The following is a 19,843-nucleotide window of genomic DNA, read 5'->3' as shown; positions in this document are numbered from 1 at the left end:
CTAGGCCCGCGGTACGATCGGGCGGTTAACTTTGGCTAGCATATCAGAAGCGCACGAATCGAGCGCCCAGCTCCGGAAAGCCGAAAACTCCATGCGCGAGCGCAAGCCCTCCAAATAGCGAATTGACCTACTCAATTGCACGCGGCCGGGGTTTTTGGCCATCGCGATGCGACGGGTGTCGTCAAACCCCGAAACTCGACAAAAACCAAGCTCTTCGAAGATTCCCAGGCCGCTTTCCACCGAACGCTCGTCGACCGGCGTGCGAGCATCGATGGCAAGGCACATCTGTGCGATGTCGATATCGCTCGCGCTAAAGGAATCGTCCCCGGTTTTGCCGCGGTTGGAGCGCCACATGGTCTGCAGCGCGCGATAGAGCGTGACGAGCTCGTCGCGCTCGGGCGCATAGCAGTCGAGTAGGCGCTCGTTAATGCGGGCGTCGCGCGACGAATAGAGCAGATGGATCACGGCGGGCTGGCCATCGCGACCGGCACGGCCGCTCATCTGGTTAAACTCAATGCCGCCAAACGGCATGTGATAGAGCACGACATGGCGAATATCGGGAAGGTTGACGCCCTCGCCAAAGGCAGATGTCGAGACGATGCAGCAGAGGCTTCCGTCTCGGAATGCTTCCTCCACGCGACGGCGATCGGAACGCGCAAGCCCCGCGTTATAGAACGCGATATGGGTTGCGCAATCGGGCACACGCTTGCGCAACGTCTTGGCGAGCGCCACGGACTGGTCGCGCGAATTGACGTAGATGACGGTCTTTTCCCCCGTCGCCACAATCGACACCAAACGGTTCTCGCGACTTGCAAGATCACGGTCGTCCTCGAGCCGCAGGTTCTCGCGCACCGTCTCGTCGACCACCGTGCGAGTGATCGGCAGCATGCGGGCAAGCTCGGCCACGACCGGAGCCGTCGCGGTGGCCGTCGCAGCCATAACGACCGGGTCGCCCAGGGCTTTGAGGATATCGGGCATGTCGAGATAGGCGCTGCGGTCGCCGCCCTTGGCAAGGCCGGCGTGGTGCGCCTCGTCGATAACGACAAAGCCGATGCGGCCCGAACGTGCGAAGCGGTCACGGTGGATAGATAGGAACTCGGGCGTCGTGAGCACGATACCGGTGCGGCCCGAAGCTAGGCCGGCGAACACATCATCGCGTGCGGCCTCCACGGTCTCGCCGGTCAGCACGCCAACACCAATACCGAGCGCTGCCATCGTCGACGAGAGGTGATAGGCCTGGTCGGCAACGAGCGCACGCAGCGGATAGACAAAGATGCTCGAACGTCCGCGAAGCACCGCCTCACGCGCGGCATGCACATGGAAGATGAGCGACTTGCCGCGCCCCGTTCCCATAACGGCCAGAACACTTTGGTGATCGGCCAGGGCATCGAGCGCCTCGACCTGCGCGCGATGTGGCTGGTTCGAGCCGATAAAGCTATGGATAAGCGAGCGCGTGAGCTCGGTATAGGAAAGCTGGGCGAGCGTCTCGCGCTTGCGCGACTCCAAGCGCAGGCCGGAATCCGCCGGCTGCACGCCACGACGAAGCTCGCATGCCGGATCGTCGACGCTGGGCAGCGTGGTATCGCGGACCAGAACATCCTTGACCATGAGCTTGGGCTTCACACGACCCTGCCAATGCTCGGCAACGGCCTCGAACACCAAGTCGACAGCGCTATCGCAGTTGATGAGCTTATCGATTTGCGGCACGCGGAACATAATAGCCGGCACACTCGCGGCGCCATCGGTCGCCACAAAGCGCATGTGCTCGCCGGTCTTACCCACCACGGCGCGATCACACATCGTCACGCCCTCGGCAGCCAGCAGCGGCACCTTATTACCCTGGCCAAACGGCTCAAGGCGGGAAATCTGCTCGATGGTCTCGATATTCAATTCGGAAAGGTCGACCGTGGCGGCAACCTCGTCGGTGTCCTCAAAGTCCTCGGCGGGAAGCTCGGACAACACGACGGAAAGGCGACGGCGGAACTCATCGAGCTTGGATGCCTCGATGGTCACACCCACCGCACCGGCATGTCCGCCGCGACGAATCATCAGGTCGGAACAGCGTTCGATGGCGTCAAACAGGTTAACTTTGCCCACCGAGCGACCAGAGCCGCGCGCGATACCGTCCTCGATCGAGAACAGCAGCGCCGGCACGTGGTAGCGGTTGGTCAGACGGCTTGCCACGATGCCCTTGACGCCCTCGTGCCAACCTTCGCCGCCCACGACGATCGCGCGTCCGCCGTCATAGGTCTCCTCGACCTTTGCCATGGCATCGCGCGTGAGCTCCGCCTCGATCTCACGGCGCTGGCGGTTGATTTCCTCGAGCTCAGCCGCCAGTGCGCTTGCTTCGATGGGATCGCGGGCAAGCAGCAGGTCGAGCGCCAGCTTGGGATCAGCCATGCGACCGGCAGCGTTTAAGCGGGGAATGAGCGAGAATGACAGGCCATCCGCCGTAATGCTCGAAAGGTCCGCCTTGGCGAGCGCGGCAAGCGCGATATAGCCCGGGCGAGCGGTTACGCGCATCTGCTGGATGCCCTCGGCAACCAGCGCGCGATTCTCGGGCGTGAGCGGCATCATGTCGGACACGGTGCCCAGCGCCGCGACCTCGATTAGCGAACGCCAATACGACGGCTTGCCCAGACGTTCGCCCAGGACTTGCACCAACTTGAGTGCCACGCCGGCACCGGCAAGCTCACGCGAAGGACCATCGTCATCGAGCTTAGGGTCGGTCAGGGGTACGCCCTGCGGCACCTGATCGGAGGGCTCGTGATGGTCCGTGACCACCAAATCGATCCCCAGGCTCTTCAGATAGGAAACCTCTTCCTTGGCGGCAATGCCGTTATCGACGGTCACGATCAGCTGGGGGCGAGCGAGCTCGTTAACGCGGTCGAGCGCCGCGCGCGAAAGACCGTAGCCCTCATCAAAGCGATGCGGAATAAACGGCGTGACATCGGCGCCAAACGTGCGCAGCGCCTCGGTCAACAGGCAGGTCGACGTAATACCGTCAACGTCAAAATCGCCAAAGACTGCAATGTGCTCGTGGTTGCGAATAGCACGCTCGACGCGGTCGGCAACGACCGACATGCCCGGGATAATGAGTGGGTCGGCCCAGTCGCGATCGAGCGAAGGCGTCAAAAACAATTGGCCCTCTTTGATTGAGCCAATGCCGTGCGCGACCATAATGCGCGCCACCAGCCCGGGAATGCCCAGACCAGCCGAAAGCTCCTTTTCGAGCTCGGGGTTTTGCTGAGCGACCGCCCAGCGATGCGTCGTCTTAAGCGATGACATAGGCACCCACCCCCGATAGGGGCAGGTCGCCGCGATACCTCTCACGGTTCATAGCGATGAGTCCTCTGTGTATGCCCGCTTCGGCAGGCAGATCTGTTGAACGGATTTATTATACCGTGCGGCGCGGACGCAAATCGCCGCAGCATGCCGCGGTTTCGGTAAACGATGCCGGTAATAGCCTCGAAATAATCGAGCGTTTCTGACGCACGGACACATGTGAGCGTCTAGCATATCCAGTCAAAACGGATTCACGAGCAAAGGGAGTCACAAGAGCATATGAAGCAATGGGTTGGACTGGGCAAGTTTCTCGCGGGGCACATGCAAATCATCGTTCCGATTTGTGTGGCGCTCGGCGTGCTCTTTCCTCAACAGATCGGCGTTCTCAAGCCCATCGTTCCCACCTTGTTTGCCTTTATGACGTTCCAAGGTGCGCTCAGCAACACCTTTCACCAGGTAGCCGAGGTGTTCCACCGTCCGCTGCACCTGATTCTGGCGTTGTTGGTCTCGGCGGCGCTTATTCCCATCGCGGCCTACGCCATGGGATCGTTGTTCTTTGGTTCCAACCCCAACCTTGTCTGCGGCATCGTGCTCGAATACAGTGTGCCCGTGGCAGTCACCGCTTTTATGTGGATCAGCATGTTCGGCGGCAACGGCCCGCTCGCGCTCACCATCATCCTGACGTCCTCGGTCATCTCCCCTGTGACGATTCCGCTTACGCTCAAGCTCCTGCTGGGCGCCACCGTCTCGATCGACGTGCCGAGCATGATGCAGAACATGGCCTTTATGATCGCCATCCCCGCCGTGCTCGGCATCGTGATCAACGAGCTCACGCGCGGATGGGGGCACGAAAAACTCTCCCCCGCGCTCTCGCCCGCCTGCAAGTTCATGATGATGGGCGTTATCGCCTCCAACTCCACCGCCATGAGCGAGTACGTGCTGCACATGAACGCGGTGCGCTTGGAAGTCGCCCTCTTTATTTTGGTCTTCGCCATCAGCGGCTTTGTCGTCGGCATTCTGGTCGCCCGCGCGCTGCATCTGCCATATAGCGAAACGACCACCATGTGCTTTACCTGCGGCATGCGCAATATCTCTTCGGGCGCCGTCATCGCCACGCAATACTTTCCGGGCGAAGTTGTGTTTCCCGTCATGTGTGGAACGTTGTTTCAGCAGGTGCTCGCCTCGCTTATCGGACACTTCTTTGAGCGTCTGACCGGCGAGGAGCGCGCCGCCCAGCGCAAGCGGGTCGAGGCCGGCCGCGATGCAATGGCGCGCTAAACCGTCCGCAGTGTGCGGGCGCTCACTTTACGATGTGAGCGCCTCCAGATGTGCGCGGAATCGCTCCGCATCGACATCGAGCGTGGTCTCAGCATTGACCTGAGCCAGCCGATACCCGACAAAGTAGGGTGAAACCACCCAGCGCGGAAGCGCCTTGGCAATGGTCCGGCCGTCCATGTGGTAGAAGAACAAGTTGTACGACTCTGCGCGACCACCATGGTGCTCGTTCAGGATATAGCGCAGAGCTACCTGAATCGCATCGGCGAAGAGGTCCGTCTCGGCTTGGTCTCGCGCGCCATCGCTGGCGGCGATTCCCTGCGGGGCTGAAACATTGACCTCAAAGAACCCCATAATCGGTTCGGTTGAGATGTTGACCGCAACCCTTCCCCTCTGCCAAACATCGATGCCTTCAAAGTTGGCTGAGGTCAGCGCCGCATAGCCGTCCTCCTGTTCCAAGCCCACAATCTGCATGTGTGGATGGACGAGGCTGCCGCCCGAAAGCGGACCCTTGTTCTTGTACATGAGCACGCTTCGATACTGCTGCGAATCGATCATCTGCTGCCAGCAATCCAGAGCAAACCTCATCACATGGTGGAGTTCATCCGGCTTATAGGTCACCAGGTCGGCATCGTGATCGGCCGACTCGATCAGCACGGTTTGACGGGTGGCGCGCAGGGTCTTGAACTTATTCTCGAGCCAGATGCAGTCACCGTCGCGCTGGATGATGTTGGTGAGCCCCTCCGTGTTGCAAAAGGGACACGCGGTACCGGGGCGACGGTTGTCGTCGGGCTTGCCGCTCGCCTGCTGAACATCGAATACCAGCGCCACGGGTTATACCTCCAGCGGCACGATCTTGGTGCCATGGAGCTCGGAGACGTCTAGCGCCGCCGCGACCGCGTCGCGATTTGCCGTAGTGATGCCGCCGCCGGGAAGGATGGTCAAACGATCACCCGCATACTCGATTAAACGAGCCAGGTGATCGAAATTATCCTCGATCGACGTACCGGCAGCGCCGCCATGCGTGAGGATGCGCGTAACGCCGCAGTCGGCAAGTGTATCAATCGCATCGAGCTGAGCCTCGGGCGAGAGCTGGTCAAATGCCATGTGGAAGGTGATGTCGATGGGCTCACGCTTACATTCCTCGGTCGCGCAGCCCGCAGCCATCACGAGGGCGCCCAACGTAAGCTCGTCGAGTGCCCATCCGCCAGCGCGGGGCTTGCAGCAGCCAAAGACTAAGCCGTCAACGCCGGCGCTCACGGCAAGGCCCAGGTCCATCTCCATCATACGCAACTCGTCCTGGTTGTAGTGAAAGTCGCCGCCACGCGGGCGAATCATGCACATCACCCGCGCATCGTGCTCGTGTGCATAGTTGGTCGTAGCGCTGATAACGCCGGCCGAAGGCGTGGTGCCACCAACGGCAAGGTTGTCGCACAGCTCGATACGCCTTGCACCGGCATCGATAGCCGCCGGCACCCGCTCAAAGTTCTCGGCACAAAACTCGTACAGCATAGATAGACCCCCAAAGACAGCAGATGTTTTCCGACGGGCATTGTCACACACCCCCATGAAGTTGCGGTGGAATAGGGACTCTTTTGGCCTCTGGAGCCCGTATTCAGTCCCTATTTCACCGCAACTTAAAAAGGGGCGCTGACTGAGATAGTCAGCGCCCCTTTTGTTAGGCGGGTTAGCCTCCGAGGTAGGCTTTGCGGACGTTGTCGTCGTGCAGCAGCTCTTGACCAGTGCCGGTCATGGTGATCTTGCCGGTCTCGAGCACGTAACCGCGTGTGGCGATGGAAAGCGCCATCTGCGCGTTTTGCTCGACCAGAAGCACCGTGGTACCGGCCTTGTGCAAGTCCTCGACAATCTGGAAGATCTGTTCGATCAGAATCGGTGCCAGACCCATGGAAGGCTCGTCGAGCATGAGCAGTTTGGGGTTACTCATAAGGGCGCGCCCCATAACGAGCATCTGCTGCTCGCCGCCTGAAAGGGTGCCGGCGACCTGGCGACGACGTTCCTTCAGGCGCGGGAACTGCTCGTAGACGCGCTCCAGGCCCGGAGCCACCGTGGACTTGGGCTGCGTGTAGGCGCCCATCTCCAAGTTCTCCTCGACCGTCATCTGCAAAAAGGCACGACGGCCCTCGGGGACCTGAGCCAGGCCCTTGCCCACCAGCTTGTCGGCAGGCGTATGGGTAATGTCCTCGCCCATAAACTTGATGGAGCCGGTCTTGGAGCGCAGCAGGCCCGAGACAGTCTTGAGCGTTGTGGACTTGCCGGCACCGTTCGCACCGATCAGGGCCACGATCTCGCCCTCGTTGACGTTAAAGGAGATGTCCTTGATGGCGTGGATAGCGCCGTACCAGACGTTGATGTTGTAGACGGAAAGCATCGGCTCTGCCATTTAGTTCTCCCCCTTATCCTGCTTGCCCAGATACGCCTCGATAACGGCGTCGTTGTTCTGGATCTCCTCGGCCGTGCCCTTGGCGATGACCTTGCCAAAGTTAAGCACGCAGATACCCTCGCATATATTCATGACGAGCGACATGTCGTGCTCGATAAGCATGATGGCGATGCCGAAGGTGTCGCGAATCTTAACGATGTTCTCCATGAGCTCCGCGGTCTCGGACGGGTTCATGCCGGCGGCAGGCTCGTCGAGCAGCAGCAGCTTGGGGTTGGTGGCAAGCGCGCGGACGATTTCCAGACGACGCTGAGCGCCGTAAGGCAGCGATCCGGCCTGCTCGTTTGCCAGGTGCTCCATGTCAAAAATGGACAGTAGCTCCATGGCGCGCTCGTGGGCGGCCTTCTCGTGCTTCCAATACGTCGGCAGGCGCAGCACGCCCTCAAAGCCGGAGTAACGCTCCTCGTTGTGCAGGCCGACCTTAACGTTATCCTCCACCGTCATGGTGTTGAACAGGCGGATGTTTTGGAAGGTACGGGCGATGCCCATGCGGTTGACCTGGTAGACCGACTTGCCCGAGGTGTCCTCGCCGTCGAGCAGGATGGTGCCGTGCGTGGGCTGATACACCTTGGTGAGCAGGTTGAAGACCGTGGTCTTACCGGCACCGTTGGGGCCGATCAGACCAGCGATCTCGGTCTTGCCGATAGTCAGGCTAAAGTCGTCGACTGCCTTAAGGCCGCCAAACTCAATGCCCAGGTGGATGCACTCGAGTGCCGGGCGCTCGCCCAGGTCGCGGTCGGGAACGATGGCGCCAGAAGGATACGGGACCATCTTGCCCTTGTTGAACTCAAACTTACTGGGCATCGGCTGCCACCTCCTTCTTGGAAGCAAAGCGGTCCTTGACGCGACCGAAGAACGCCTTGAGCTGCGGGTTGTTGGTAAAGATCATGACCAGGATCAACACGATGGCGTAGATGAGCATGCGGTAGTCCGAGAACTGACGGAGCAGCTCGGGAAGCACCGTGAGCAACGCCGCCGCGATGACGGAACCGCGCATGTTGCCCAGGCCGCCCAGGACCACGAACACCAGAATGAGGATCGACGTGTTGAAGTCGAACTTGGTGGCGGAGAGCTGCGAGAAGTTACCGCCGAAGAGGGCTCCGGCAGCACCGGCGAGGGCAGCGGAAACCACGAAGGCGATCATGCGGTACTCGGTGACGGAGATGCCTACGGACTCGGCTGCAATCTTGTTATCGCGCACGGCCATAATGGCACGGCCGGTACGGCTGCGAACCAGGTTGAGCACGATCACGAGTGCGACCATGACCAGGATGGCACCGGCGAGGAAGGTCGAGTACGTCGACACGCCCGAGGCGCCCTGGGCGCCCTTGATGATGGCGGTGCCGTCCTCGAGCAGGTGCAGGTCGTCGATCGTAGAGTTGCCCGTGATGTTAAAGATCACGTGCAGGCCACGGGAGTCGACGCCCACAATGAGGCAAGTGACGATCTCTTTGATGATCTCGCCAAAAGCCAGGGTCACGATGGCCAGATAGTCGCCGCTCAGGCGCAGGACCGGGATACCGATCAAGAAGCCCAAGACGGCAGCGGCGATAGCGCCGACCACGATGCTGATGATAAGGCGCACCGGATCGGAGGGAACGGCGCTCTCGAGGGCTACCGCGGTGACGATGCCCGTGTAGGCACCGACACTCATAAAGCCCGCATGGCCCAGCGACAGGTCGCCCGCGATGCCAACGACAAGGTTGAGGGAAATAGCCATGACGATGTAGGCCGTAATAGGAACCAACTGACCGGCGATCATGCGCGGAATCATGTGGTTCGACTGCATAAAGAACACGATGGCGAAGGCCACGATGCACATGGCGTACGTAACAAAGTCGTGACGCGTCTGCTTATCTTTAAGAAACTTCATAACGCTCACCTACACCTTCTCGGGGACGTACTTGCCCAAGAGGCCGGCAGGCTTGACGAGCAGGACGATGATCAAAACACCAAAGACGATGGAGTTGGCAAGGCTCGTGGAAATGTAGGCCTGCGCCATCGCCTCGATGATGCCGATGAGAATGCCACCGACAAAGGCGCCGGGGATGGAGCCGATGCCACCGAAGACGGCGGCGTCGAAGGCTTTGATGCCAGGCATGGCGCCCGTCGTGGGCTGCAGCACCGGCGAGTAGGAGCACAAGAGCACGCCGGCGATGGCGGCAAGGGCGGAGCCGATGGCGAACGTCATCGAGATGGTGCGGTTGACGTTGATGCCCATGAGCTGAGCGGCGGCCTTGTCCTCGGACACGGCGCGCATGGCCTTGCCCATCTTGGTCTTACCTGTAAAGAACATCAGGCCGGCCATGATAACCAGGCAGGCGACGATGGTGACAAGCGAGACGGCGCTTACGTTGAACTTGGCCAAGAACTCCGGCACCTGGAAGGTGACGAGCGAAGTGAAGTTCTTGGGCGTGGCGCCCCACAGAAGCTGCGCGGCGTTCTGCAGGAAGTAGGACACGCCGATAGCCGTGATCAGAACGGCCAGCGGGCCTGCTTGGCGCAGCGGCTTATAGGCCAGACCCTCGATGAGAACACCGAGAACGGTACAGACCACACAAGAGAGAACTACAGATGCCCAGCCCGGGAGGCCGAGATACGACGTGGCGCAGAACGAGACATAGGCACCGACCATGATGACGTCGCCGTGAGCGAAGTTCAGCATCTTGGCGATACCGTAGACCATGGTGTAGCCCAACGCGATGATGGCGTAGACGCTGCCCATGGACAGGCCGTTGACCAGGTATTGGATAAAGACCGTCATGTTCCACATCCCCCTTTCGAATAGGTTTCCAGTTAATGTATGAAACAGGGACGTTACATCGTCCCTAGATACCAAGCAAGCAGGGAAGGCCAAAACCTCCCCTGCTTGGGATCAAAACCGCTCTATGTAAGGCGGCCAATTAGGCCTGTACGTACTTGCCGTCGGTGATGACGTACGCCGTGGGCTCCTTCTGGACCTGACCCTTATCGTTCCAGGTGAGCTTGCCGGTCAGACCGTCAACGGTAATCTTGAGCATAGCCTTGGACAGCTTCTCGGCGGCCTCGGTCGGGTCGGCGTCGACACCAAGACCGGCCTCCTTGAGGGCCTCGGCCACCGCGTGCACGCCATCGTAGGCGTCGGCGGCAAACTGGTCGGGGGTATCGCCGTACTTATCCTTGTAAGCGTTGACGAAGTCGGCGTTCTTCTCGTCGTCGGCGGAGAACGGGGTCATGAGCAGCAGACCCTCGGCAAGAGAGGTATCGAAGCCCTCAACGCCCAGGATGCCGTCCATGCCATCGCAGCCCATCATCTTGACGTCGTAGCCCATGTCCTTGGCGTTCTTGAGCAGGACGGACGCCGGCGTGTAGTAGATTGGCGCAAAGATCATGGTAGCGCCGGCCTGCTTGGCCTTGGTCAGCTGGTTGGTAAAGCTCGTGGCAGAGTCGTCCTTAAAGGTCTCCTCGTCAACAATCTCGAGCTTGGACTCAGCGGCCTGGGCCTTAAAGGAATCTGCGATGCCCGAAGAATAGGCGTCGCCGGAGTTATAGAACAGCACGAACTTCTCGTCCGCATACTTCTGCGCCAGGAACTTGGCAGCGTTGACGCCCTGGTTGGGGTCGGTGAAGCAAACCTGGAAGACGCAATCCTTGCCGTCGGTGACGTCCTCGGAGGACGCGGACGGGGTGATCATGAACGTCTTGGGGTCGTTACCGCACTCGGCGGCAACGGCAACCGACGCACCCGTGGTGGTCGGACCGACGAGGGCCTGCATGCCCCAGTCGAGCAGGGTGTTGAAGGCGTTGACGGCCTTCTCGCCATCGGCCTGGTCATCCTCGGCCTTGCTGGCAAGCGGCAGCTCCTTGGTCGAGAAATCCTTGCAGCCGAGCTCGACACCCTGGGTAACGGACTTGCCGTAGGATGCGTTGGCGCCGGTCAGCGGGCCGATGGTGCCGATCTTAAACGAAGCGTCGCTCGAAGCGGAACCGCTGTCGCCGCCGTTGGAGGAGCAGCCAGCTAGAATGGACATCGCCCCCAGACCTGCTGCGCTCACGATAACGCTCCTGCGATTCATAACAGGGTTCAATGACTTACCGGTGAGGCTCGACATGCGGCTCTCCTCTCAAATCTCGTCGGGTTTCGGTTGCCCGACAGGCCATCCTTCGCCGTGTTCGGCGTTCGCAAAATAGTAGACGCTTTAGTTAGGAAAAGTGGCGGTTATTTCGACTTTTCTTTGGATTTGTTCATTTATCCATATTTCTGCGTATTTCTATTACTTTATGCAGTAATGCCACTTTATTGTGTGAAAGTAATGTTTCCGTTCTGTTACAGGCGTCCTTGCCTTGCATAAAACGGCCCCACCGGTCTCGTTATATGCACTTAGGCGGCGATGTACTTGCCGTCCTGGATCACATAAGCCGTAGCGGGCTTTTCGACCTGGCCCTCGTCATTCCACGCCGACGAGCGCCTGTATGCCCCAGTCGCACAGGGCAAACCTTATGGCGCAAACGTTGACAGTTTGTTACGGAGTTCCGTTTGTAGCGAGCATGTTTCCAATGTTTCCGCAGCGTTTCGGGGGTGCCGTTTTGTGCGACTCCTGTTGCCTGGCGAGCACGCGCCCCCGGTTCACGCTAGAATGCACTCAACCTTTAAGCGGTTAATCCATCCATAAGATGCACGAAGGAGCTATCTATGAGCGAACCCCTGCGCACCGTGAACGTCGGCCTCATCGGTCTGGGAACCGTCGGCGGCGGCGTGGCCCGTCTGATCAAGAGCCACCACGATGAGTACCTGGCAGCCTACGGCATCGACCTTAAGCTGACCCGCGCCTGCGCGCTTGCCTGGGAGCAGGCCGAGGCAGCCGGTATTGAGCGTGAGGCCTTTACGAGTGACTGGCACGACGTCGTCACCGACCCCGCCGTCGACATCGTCGTCGAGCTGATCGGCGGCGAGCATCCCGCGACCGAGATCTTCACCACTGCCTTTGAGCACGGCAAGCACGTCGTCTCTGCCAACAAGGCCCTGCTGGGCCGTCACGTCGAGACGCTTGCCGAGAAGGCACGCGCGTGCGGCGTGCAGATTAAGTGCGAGGCCAGCTGCGGCGGTGGCATCCCCATCGTGAGCACGCTCGAGCACGACTTGGTGGGCAACAAGATCCTGACCATCGCCGGTATTCTCAACGGCACCACCAACTACATCCTGTCGCGTATGGACGCCGAGGGCGCCGATTACGCCGACGTGCTTGCCGACGCGCAGGCCAAGGGCTATGCCGAGGCCGACCCGTCCGCCGACGTCGACGGCTTCGATGCCGCCAGCAAGACGGCCATCCTCGCCTCCATCGGCTTTGGCACCCGCGTGACCACTGACGATGTGTACCAGCAGGGTATCCGTACCATCGGCGCCGAGGACATCGCCCAGGCCCGCGAGCTCGGCTACACCATCAAGCTGCTGGGCATCGCCCGCAACACCGACGCCGGCGTCGACGTTCGCGTGCACCCCACGCTGATCCCCGCCGACCACATGCTCGCCAAGGTCAACGGCGCCATGAACGCTGTCTACGTGGTAGGCGACGCCGTAGGCGAGACCATGTTCTACGGTGCCGGCGCAGGCTCCTTCCCCACCGCGAGCGCCGTCGTGGGCGATATCCTGTCGCTCTCCGAGCAGATCAGCCGCGGCGTGGCTCCGCTGCCCGAGATTGAGCCCTATGGCCACAACCTCGCCTTTAAGCCCATGGACGAGCTCCAGACCAAGTACTATGTGCGCCTGAAGGTCGCCGACCGCGTGGGCGCCCTGTCCGAGACGGTCGACATCTTTGCCAAGCACAACATCTCGATCTCGCTCATCAACCAGGTCGAGGACGGCAAGTCGGGCGTCAGCGATGCCTGCTCGGTCATCTTCCTGACGCACCGCGCGCTCGAGAAGGACGTCCAAGCTGCCGCCGCCGAGCTTGCCAGCGTCGACTGCGTGGCCGAGGTCGCCAACGTCCTGCGCATCGAGGACGTCGAGGCCTGGACAGAAGGCGTCATGGCGAACTAGTTCGGTTCTCGCCATACGACATATATTTGAGGGGCTCCCGTCCGGTCTTGGACGGGAGCCCCTTTTGCTTGCGCGCTCGGAGCGCATTGACGCGGCCAGCGTTTGAACAACTTGACCGTTCGGTGTCAAGCAGGGATACCGCTCACCGATAAGCAGGCATGTTTGTTTTTGTCCGCCGCTATCCTGTGCTGCGTACGTCCACCCCAGAAGAATGGAGGCACCATGTTGCTCGAGGGCAAGAAAGCAATCATCACCGGAGGCACGCGCGGCATCGGCTATGCCATCGCCTGCCGTTTTATCGAGGAGGGTGCCGCCGTCACTGTCTTTGGCTCGCGCCAGGAGACTGCCGACGCGGCCGTTGAGAAGCTGACAGCCGCCTATCCCGACGCCAAGATCTGGGGCCGCTCCTGCGACCTCACCTCACTCGAAGCCGTGACTGAGGCCTTTACCCAGGCTGCAGCCGACATGGGCGGCTTGGACACGGTCGTCAACAATGCCGGTATCTCCCAGCGTTCACCCCTCTTGGACTACACGGCCGAGGATTTCGCCAAAGTTATGGACCTCAACGTCGTCGCCGTCTTTAACGGCCACCGGGCAGCCGCCAAGATTATGACCGAGGCCGGCCACGGCGGCACCATCACCACCACGAGCTCAATGGTCGCCAAGTACGGTCAGCCCTCTGGCGTCGGTTACCCCACGTCCAAGTTTGCCGTTAACGGCATGGTCCAGTCGCTCTCGCGCGAGCTCGCCCCCATGGGTATTCGCGTCAATGCCGTCGCACCTGGCGTAACCAAAACCGATATGGTCGCCAACCTGCCCGAAGAGGTTATTAAGCCCATCGTCGCCACCATTCCGCTGGGTCGCATGGGCGAGCCCGAGGATGTCGCCAACGCCTTTGTTTTCCTGGCGAGCGACATGTCCTCCTACGTCACGGGCGCCGTGCTCCCCGTCGACGGAGCCGCCCGCTCCTAGGGAGCCACAAGCTTTGGCTTCAAGCCTCAACATAGCTCAACCAAAAAGGCGCGCCGTCTGCATCAACTGCAGGCAGCGCGCCTTCTTCTGTTATGAAAGGGAAACTATGTCCCAGTATTTCGGATCAGAACGGGGCACGGTTTCCCCAGGACCTCCTTGCGGAAACTGCGCCCCGCTTTGAACGCCGATTCTGGGATACCGTTTCCCAACGGCCCCCGTTTCGGAAACCACATCCCGTTCCGGGCCTTCAAAGCGGGACGCGGCTTCCTCGAGAGAGTATCGGCTACTTGCCGTCGTCGTCCTCGGCTTCTTCTCTTGCATAGAGCTCCAGCATGCGGCGGCGGTATTCGCGCACGGCGAGCTTGGCGCGCTCCAGGCGGCGACGCTCGCGCGGGGTCAGCTCGGACGGGTCGACCTCATCACCATAGGTCTTATCGGCAAGAAGATGCGCCGCGTCCACGATGCGGGCATCGATGTGGCCGCTCGCCGCCTCGGCGGAAAGACGCTCGGCAATCGTATCGAGCGTAGGCAGGCCCTCGAATACGCGACCGTGACCATGCGAGGTCAGCAGCTCGTGCTCGCGTGCGAGCAGGCTCGCCAAATCATGATGAGCGCGCAGGATGTCGAGCGCATCGGATGGATGCTCGGCAACTTCTGCCACGGCGGCGACCGGCGCAGCATCCACCACGCGGTAGAAGAGCTGCGCGAGCAATGGCATCAAGAACACCGTGATGGCGCCGGCGGCAACCATAACCGACGCGATGTCTTGCGACAGCGCGCCCGCGTTGACGGCAACGCTTGTCACGGCAACGATGATCGGCAGCGCCGTGGTGCAGTACAGGGCCACGGTAATGCGACCATACGCCGACACATCGCGCGTCGCAGGGCAAATGCTCATAGAAATAAGAATGGGCACGGCACGAATAATCAACAACGCCACGATAAAGCCCAGGAGCAGACCCGGGCGCGACGCCACGGCCGTCAGATCGATCTTTGCGCCCGATACGGTAAAGAACACCGGAATCAAAAAACCGTAGGCCAGGCCGTCGAGCTTGGTCTCGAGCGTATGGTTGCCCTCGGGGATGATGTAGCGCAGGACAAAGCCGGCGGCAAAAGAACCCAACACGATGTCGAGATCAAAGACAGCCGAGAACGCCACGAGTGTGACCAGGATGAGCACCGTCAGGCGCACGAAGGTCTGCGACGTGGTATCGGCACGTTCCTCGACAAACGCAAAGAAGCGGCTGCCGACGCGCTTGGAGCGGCTTGGGACCACGGCAAGCAACACGCAGACCACCGCAAACAGGCCAAGAATCACGAGCGTTTGGATGCCGGTACGGGCAGACAGCAGCACCGACATGGCAAGCACGGGGCCGAGCTCGCCCCAGGTGCCATACGCGAGAATCGAGTCGCCCACGCGCGTTCCGACAAGTGAACGCTCACGCATGATGGGCACGAGCGTGCCGAGCGCCGTAGAAGTGAGGGCAAGCGTCACGGCGATACCGTCGAAATGACTGACCGAGAACCACGGGGTAAAGCGCACGGCAAGCCAGGCGATACCAAACGTGACGACCCACGTCGCCAAGCCGTAGCGCCCCTCGACGCCCGTGATGCTCTTGGGGTCGATCTCAAAGCCGGCAAGCAGGAACAAAAAGGCCAGACCGAGCTCGGACACAAGCGAGACCTCGGCATCTACATGGATGACGCCGAGCATATGGGGTCCCAGCACCGCGCCGAGCACGAGCAAAAAGACCGTCTCGGGAACGGGTTTTCCAGGAATCGCCGAGGCGATAAAAGGACTCGCAAAGGCCACGAGTGCGATGATGGCGAGCGAAACGAATGCCATGTGATGCCTTTCTCTTGATTGCGCATCACTGTAGCACCCTCGCCGTCCTCAACGCGCCACGAGCTGTCGTATCATAGTGAGGTTTACAAACATGTGGCTCAAGGCGACCGCGAGGCTTGCCCCGCAAACCGACCGCTGCCGCATACCGTACCGTACGCCCAACCGATCAGGAAGGCAGGAACCAATGGTCTCTCGTATCTACGTGGAGAAGAAACCCGGGTTCGACGTCGAGGCTCAGCAGCTCAAGGGCGAGCTGACCGAAATTCTCGGCATCAAGGGCATCGAGGCCCTGAGGATCATCAACCGTTACGACGTCGAGGGCATCGACGAGGAGCTTTTCCGCTCCTGCGTGCCGACCGTCTTTAGCGAGCCCCAGGTCGATGTGACCTACGACGAGCTCCCCGCAAGCGATGGCGCCGTCTTTGCCGTCGAATTCCTGCCTGGCCAGTTTGACCAGCGCGCCGACTCCGCCAGCGAGTGCGTGCAGCTCATCAGCCAGGGCGAGCGCCCTGCCGTGCGCTCCGCCAAGGTCTATATGATCTCGGGCGCTCTGAACGAGGCCGCCATCGATGCCATCAAGCACTACGTGGTGAACCCCGTCGAGGCGCGCATCGCCTCGCTCGACCTGCCCGAGACGCTGTACATGGAGACCCCCGAGCCCCAGCCCGTCGAGGTGCTCGACGGTTTCCGCGAGCTCGACGAAGCCGGCCTTGCCGCCTTTATTTCCGAGCGCGGCCTTGCCATGGACGAGGCGGACATCGCCTTCTGCCAGCAGTACTTCCGCGATGAGGACCGCGACCCCACCATCACCGAGATCCGTGTGATCGACACCTACTGGTCCGACCACTGCCGCCACACCACCTTCGGCACCGTCCTGGACGACGTGACGATCGACGACGCCGTGGTGCAGCAGGCCTTCGACCGCTACATGGAGATGCGCCACGAACTCGGCCGCGACGCCAAGCCCGTCTGTCTCATGGACATGGGCACCATCGGCGCCAAGTACCTTAAGAAGACCGGCGTCATGACCGATGTCGACGAGTCCGAGGAGATCAACGCCTGCACCGTCAAGGTGAAGGTCGATGTCGATGGCGAGGACCAGGACTGGCTGTTCCTGTTTAAGAACGAGACCCACAACCACCCGACCGAGATCGAGCCCTTCGGCGGTGCCGCCACCTGCGTGGGCGGTGCCATCCGCGACCCGCTGTCGGGCCGCAGCTACGTGTACCAGGCCATGCGCGTCACCGGCGCCGGCGATCCCACCGTCCCCGTGTCCGAGACGCTCGAGGGCAAGCTGCCGCAGCGCAAGCTCGTAACCACCGCCGCCGCCGGCTACTCCAGCTACGGCAACCAGATCGGACTTGCCACTGGCCAGGTCAACGAGCTCTATCACCCCGGCTACGTGGCCAAGCGCATGGAGGTCGGCGCCGTCGTGGGCGCTACCCCGGCAAACCACGTTCGTCGCGAGTGCCCCGCCCCCACCGACAAGATCATCCTGCTGGGCGGCCGCACCGGCCGTGACGGCATCGGCGGTGCCACCGGCTCCTCCAAGACCCAGAACACCGAGTCCATCGAGACCTCGGGTGCCGAGGTCCAGAAGGGCAACGCCCCGGTCGAGCGCAAACTGCAGCGCCTGTTCCGCCGCGGCGATGCCTGCCGTCTGATCAAGCGCTGCAACGACTTTGGCGCCGGCGGCGTCTCGGTCGCCGTAGGCGAGCTTGCCGACGGCCTGTACGTGGACCTGGACACCGTGACCAAGAAGTACGACGGCCTGGACGGCACCGAGCTCGCTATCTCCGAGTCCCAGGAGCGCATGGCTTGCGCCGTCGCCGACGGTGACGTCGAGGAGTTCATGGGCTACGCCGCCGAGGAAAACCTGGAGGCTACCGTTATCGCCGAGGTGACCGCCGAGCCGCGCATGCGCATGGCATGGAACGGCGTCGCCATCGTCGATCTGTCCCGCGAGTTCCTCAACTCCAACGGTGCGCCCAAGCACCAGGTCGCCCACGTCTGTGCCCGCAGCGTGTGGCAGCCCAGCTGGGCCGGCACCACGCTCGCCGAGCGCATGACCTCGCTCGTCACCGACCTCAACGTCGCTTCCAACAAGGGCCTTTCCGAGCGCTTCGACTCCACCATCGGCGCCGCGACCGTGCTCATGCCCTTTGGCGGCAAGACGCAGCTCACCCCAAGCTCGGCCATGGTCGCCAAGTTCCCCGTGGACGGCGAGACCACCACGGCGAGCGCCATGGCATGGGGCTTCAACCCCTATCTGATGGAAGCCGACCAGTTTGCTGGCGCCTACCTGTCCGTGGTCGAGTCCATCGCCAAGCTCGTGGCTGCCGGCTTTGAGCACAAGCGCGCCTACCTCTCCTTCCAGGAGTACTTCGAGCGTCTGCGCACCGAGGCCGAGCGCTGGGGCAAGCCCACGGCAGCCGTCCTGGGCGCCCTCATGGCCCAGGTCGACCTGGGTGCCGGCGCCATCGGCGGCAAGGACTCCATGAGCGGTTCGTTTGAGGACGAGACCGGCGAGCTCAACGTCCCGCCGACCCTGATCAGCTTCGCCGTCGCCGTGGGCAAGGCCGCCCGCGCCGTCTCACCCGAGTTCAAGGGCCTCACGCACCGCGTCGTCCGCATCGCCCCCGCCACCTATGGCGAGGACTACCGTCCCGACGCTCAGCAGCTGCTCGCCGCGTTTGACGCCGTCGAGGCGCTCACCGCCAACGGCAACGCCCTGGCCGTCTCCACGCCCGGCTACGGCTGCGGCGCCGAGAGCCTCTTTAAGATGTGCGTCGGTAACCAGATCGGTATCGAGCTTGCCGAGGATGTAGACGTGGAGAGCCTCTTCACCCCGCTCTACGGCAGCTTTATCGTCGAGCTCGCCGAGGACGCCGAGCTGCCCGAGGTCGCCAACGGCGTTGTCGTCGAGCCCCTGGGCACCACCGTCGAGGGCTATGTCATCGACACCGGCTCCGAGGTCATCGAGCTCTCCGAGCTCCAGGAGGCCTGGGAGAGCGGCATCGAGGGCGTCTTTGCCTACCGCAGCGCCGGCGAGACCCCCGAGGTCGAGACCATCGACTTCCGCGCCAAGGACATCCACGTGTACGGCGGCGCCAAGATCGCCCGCCCGCGCGTGATCATCCCCGTGTTCCCCGGCAACAACTGCGAGTACGACAGCGCACGTGCCTTCCGCGCAGCCGGTGCCGAAGCCGACACCTTCGTGATCAACAACCTCACGCCCGAGGCCGTCGCCGAGAGCACCCACGAGCTTGCCCGCCGCATCCGCGCAAGCCAGATCGTCATGATCCCCGGCGGCTTCTCGGGCGGCGACGAGCCCGACGGCTCTGCCAAGTTCATCACGGCGTTCTTCCGCGCTCCCGAGGTCACCGAGGCAGTCCGCGACCTGCTCAAGGCCCGCGATGGCCTGATGCTGGGCATCTGCAACGGCTTCCAGGCCCTGATCAAGCTCGGCCTGGTGCCCTACGGCGACATCGTCGATGCCACGCCCGATGCGCCCACGTTGACGTTCAACACCATCGGTCGCCATCAGAGCCGCCTGGTGCGCACCCGCATCTCGTCCAACCTGTCCCCATGGCTGTCGCAGTGCAGCCTGGACGACCCCTACACCGTCGCCATCAGCCACGGCGAGGGCCGCTTTGTCGCCAATGACGAAGTGCTCACCCAGCTGATCGCCAACGGCCAGGTCGCCACGCAGTACGTGGGCGAGAACGGCAAGCCCAGCATGGATCTCTCCGTCAACCCCAACGGCTCCGCACTCGCCATCGAGGGCATCACGAGCCCCGACGGCCGCGTCCTGGGCAAGATGGGCCATGCCGAGCGTCGCGGCGACAACCTGTACCGCAACGTGCCCGAGCATGTCCCCGGCGATAAGTTCATGCCGATCTTTGAGAGCGGCGTGGCCTACTTCGCTTAAACCTTTCCCATCAGGTACAATCCCTTCGGGTAACAACACCCGCCACCGACACATCCGGTG

The 19,843-nt window shown here is 61.9% G+C and carries 13 protein-coding genes; 4 read left to right on the top strand and 9 right to left on the bottom strand.

The features are described from left to right. Positions 1-3,288, bottom strand: a complete 3,288-nt coding sequence (gene recJ / locus GPK39_RS00610; protein WP_215673386.1) for a single-stranded-DNA-specific exonuclease RecJ — start codon at positions 3,286-3,288, stop codon at positions 1-3. A gap of 276 nt (positions 3,289-3,564) precedes the next feature. On the opposite strand from recJ, the gene GPK39_RS00605 reads away from it, so the two are divergent. Next, complete coding sequence (locus tag GPK39_RS00605) at positions 3,565-4,563, top strand: bile acid:sodium symporter family protein (protein WP_215673385.1); 999 nt, start codon at positions 3,565-3,567, stop codon at positions 4,561-4,563. Between the two features lie 27 nt (positions 4,564-4,590). Here GPK39_RS00605 and GPK39_RS00600 read toward each other — a convergent pair whose 3' ends face one another. From GPK39_RS00600 to GPK39_RS00570, 7 genes are all read right to left on the bottom strand, one after another. Continuing rightward, complete coding sequence (locus tag GPK39_RS00600) at positions 4,591-5,391, bottom strand: DUF4931 domain-containing protein (protein ID WP_161145022.1); 801 nt, start codon at positions 5,389-5,391, stop codon at positions 4,591-4,593. Positions 5,392-5,394: 3 nt separating this feature from the next. After that, positions 5,395-6,072: a copper homeostasis protein CutC gene (locus tag GPK39_RS00595; protein WP_215673384.1), complete on the bottom strand. Its 678-nt coding sequence runs from the start codon at positions 6,070-6,072 to the stop codon at positions 5,395-5,397. A 175-nt stretch (positions 6,073-6,247) separates the two neighbouring features. Then, positions 6,248-6,961: an ABC transporter ATP-binding protein gene (locus tag GPK39_RS00590; protein WP_006234438.1), complete on the bottom strand. Its 714-nt coding sequence runs from the start codon at positions 6,959-6,961 to the stop codon at positions 6,248-6,250. Beyond that, positions 6,962-7,822 carry an ABC transporter ATP-binding protein gene (locus GPK39_RS00585; RefSeq protein ID WP_215673383.1) on the bottom strand — a complete coding sequence of 287 codons (861 nt, stop codon included), beginning with the start codon at positions 7,820-7,822 and terminating at the stop codon, positions 6,962-6,964. Further along, positions 7,812-8,891, bottom strand: a complete 1,080-nt coding sequence (locus tag GPK39_RS00580; protein ID WP_215673382.1) for a branched-chain amino acid ABC transporter permease — start codon at positions 8,889-8,891, stop codon at positions 7,812-7,814. The genes GPK39_RS00585 and GPK39_RS00580 overlap by 11 nt, the downstream gene beginning before the upstream one ends. 9 nt (positions 8,892-8,900) lie before the next feature. After that, a complete protein-coding gene (locus GPK39_RS00575; protein WP_099432746.1) occupies positions 8,901-9,782 on the bottom strand; it encodes a branched-chain amino acid ABC transporter permease in 882 nt (293 codons plus the stop codon). 139 nt (positions 9,783-9,921) lie between these two features. Beyond that, positions 9,922-11,109: an ABC transporter substrate-binding protein gene (locus tag GPK39_RS00570; protein ID WP_215673381.1), complete on the bottom strand. Its 1,188-nt coding sequence runs from the start codon at positions 11,107-11,109 to the stop codon at positions 9,922-9,924. A 581-nt stretch (positions 11,110-11,690) separates the two neighbouring features. Between GPK39_RS00570 and GPK39_RS00565 the strand changes: the two genes are divergently transcribed. Further along, positions 11,691-13,034: a homoserine dehydrogenase gene (locus tag GPK39_RS00565; protein ID WP_138111975.1), complete on the top strand. Its 1,344-nt coding sequence runs from the start codon at positions 11,691-11,693 to the stop codon at positions 13,032-13,034. A 222-nt stretch (positions 13,035-13,256) separates the two neighbouring features. Then, positions 13,257-14,006: an SDR family NAD(P)-dependent oxidoreductase gene (locus GPK39_RS00560; RefSeq protein WP_215673380.1), complete on the top strand. Its 750-nt coding sequence runs from the start codon at positions 13,257-13,259 to the stop codon at positions 14,004-14,006. 283 nt (positions 14,007-14,289) lie between these two features. Here GPK39_RS00560 and GPK39_RS00555 read toward each other — a convergent pair whose 3' ends face one another. Next, the gene (locus GPK39_RS00555) at positions 14,290-15,852 is read right to left on the bottom strand and encodes a cation:proton antiporter domain-containing protein (protein WP_215673379.1); all 1,563 of its coding nucleotides are present in this window, start codon (positions 15,850-15,852) and stop codon (positions 14,290-14,292) included. Positions 15,853-16,036: 184 nt separating this feature from the next. On the opposite strand from GPK39_RS00555, the gene GPK39_RS00550 reads away from it, so the two are divergent. Then, positions 16,037-19,783 carry a phosphoribosylformylglycinamidine synthase gene (locus tag GPK39_RS00550; RefSeq protein WP_215673378.1) on the top strand — a complete coding sequence of 1,249 codons (3,747 nt, stop codon included), beginning with the start codon at positions 16,037-16,039 and terminating at the stop codon, positions 19,781-19,783. Positions 19,784-19,843: the final 60 nt, after the last annotated feature.

The sequence above is a fragment of the Collinsella aerofaciens genome (genome assembly GCF_018785245.1).
Classification (GTDB): Bacteria; Actinomycetota; Coriobacteriia; order Coriobacteriales; family Coriobacteriaceae; genus Collinsella; species Collinsella aerofaciens_AD.
Note: the sequence above shows the minus strand (reverse complement) of the source record. Positions and strands in the feature narration are given on the sequence as shown.

Bases quoted from the DNA above. Each gene is read 5' to 3' on its own strand.
- recJ (WP_215673386.1), bottom strand. From the start codon at position 3,288: ATGTCATCGCTTAAGACGACGCATCGCTGGGCGGTCGCTCAGCAAAAC.
- GPK39_RS00605 (WP_215673385.1), top strand. From the start codon at position 3,565: ATGAAGCAATGGGTTGGACTGGGCAAGTTTCTCGCGGGGCACATGCAA.
- GPK39_RS00595 (WP_215673384.1), bottom strand. From the start codon at position 6,072: ATGCTGTACGAGTTTTGTGCCGAGAACTTTGAGCGGGTGCCGGCGGCT.
- GPK39_RS00590 (WP_006234438.1), bottom strand. From the start codon at position 6,961: ATGGCAGAGCCGATGCTTTCCGTCTACAACATCAACGTCTGGTACGGC.
- GPK39_RS00585 (WP_215673383.1), bottom strand. From the start codon at position 7,822: ATGCCCAGTAAGTTTGAGTTCAACAAGGGCAAGATGGTCCCGTATCCT.
- GPK39_RS00580 (WP_215673382.1), bottom strand. From the start codon at position 8,891: ATGAAGTTTCTTAAAGATAAGCAGACGCGTCACGACTTTGTTACGTAC.
- GPK39_RS00575 (WP_099432746.1), bottom strand. From the start codon at position 9,782: ATGACGGTCTTTATCCAATACCTGGTCAACGGCCTGTCCATGGGCAGC.
- GPK39_RS00570 (WP_215673381.1), bottom strand. From the start codon at position 11,109: ATGTCGAGCCTCACCGGTAAGTCATTGAACCCTGTTATGAATCGCAGG.
- GPK39_RS00565 (WP_138111975.1), top strand. From the start codon at position 11,691: ATGAGCGAACCCCTGCGCACCGTGAACGTCGGCCTCATCGGTCTGGGA.
- GPK39_RS00560 (WP_215673380.1), top strand. From the start codon at position 13,257: ATGTTGCTCGAGGGCAAGAAAGCAATCATCACCGGAGGCACGCGCGGC.
- GPK39_RS00555 (WP_215673379.1), bottom strand. From the start codon at position 15,852: ATGGCATTCGTTTCGCTCGCCATCATCGCACTCGTGGCCTTTGCGAGT.
- GPK39_RS00550 (WP_215673378.1), top strand. From the start codon at position 16,037: ATGGTCTCTCGTATCTACGTGGAGAAGAAACCCGGGTTCGACGTCGAG.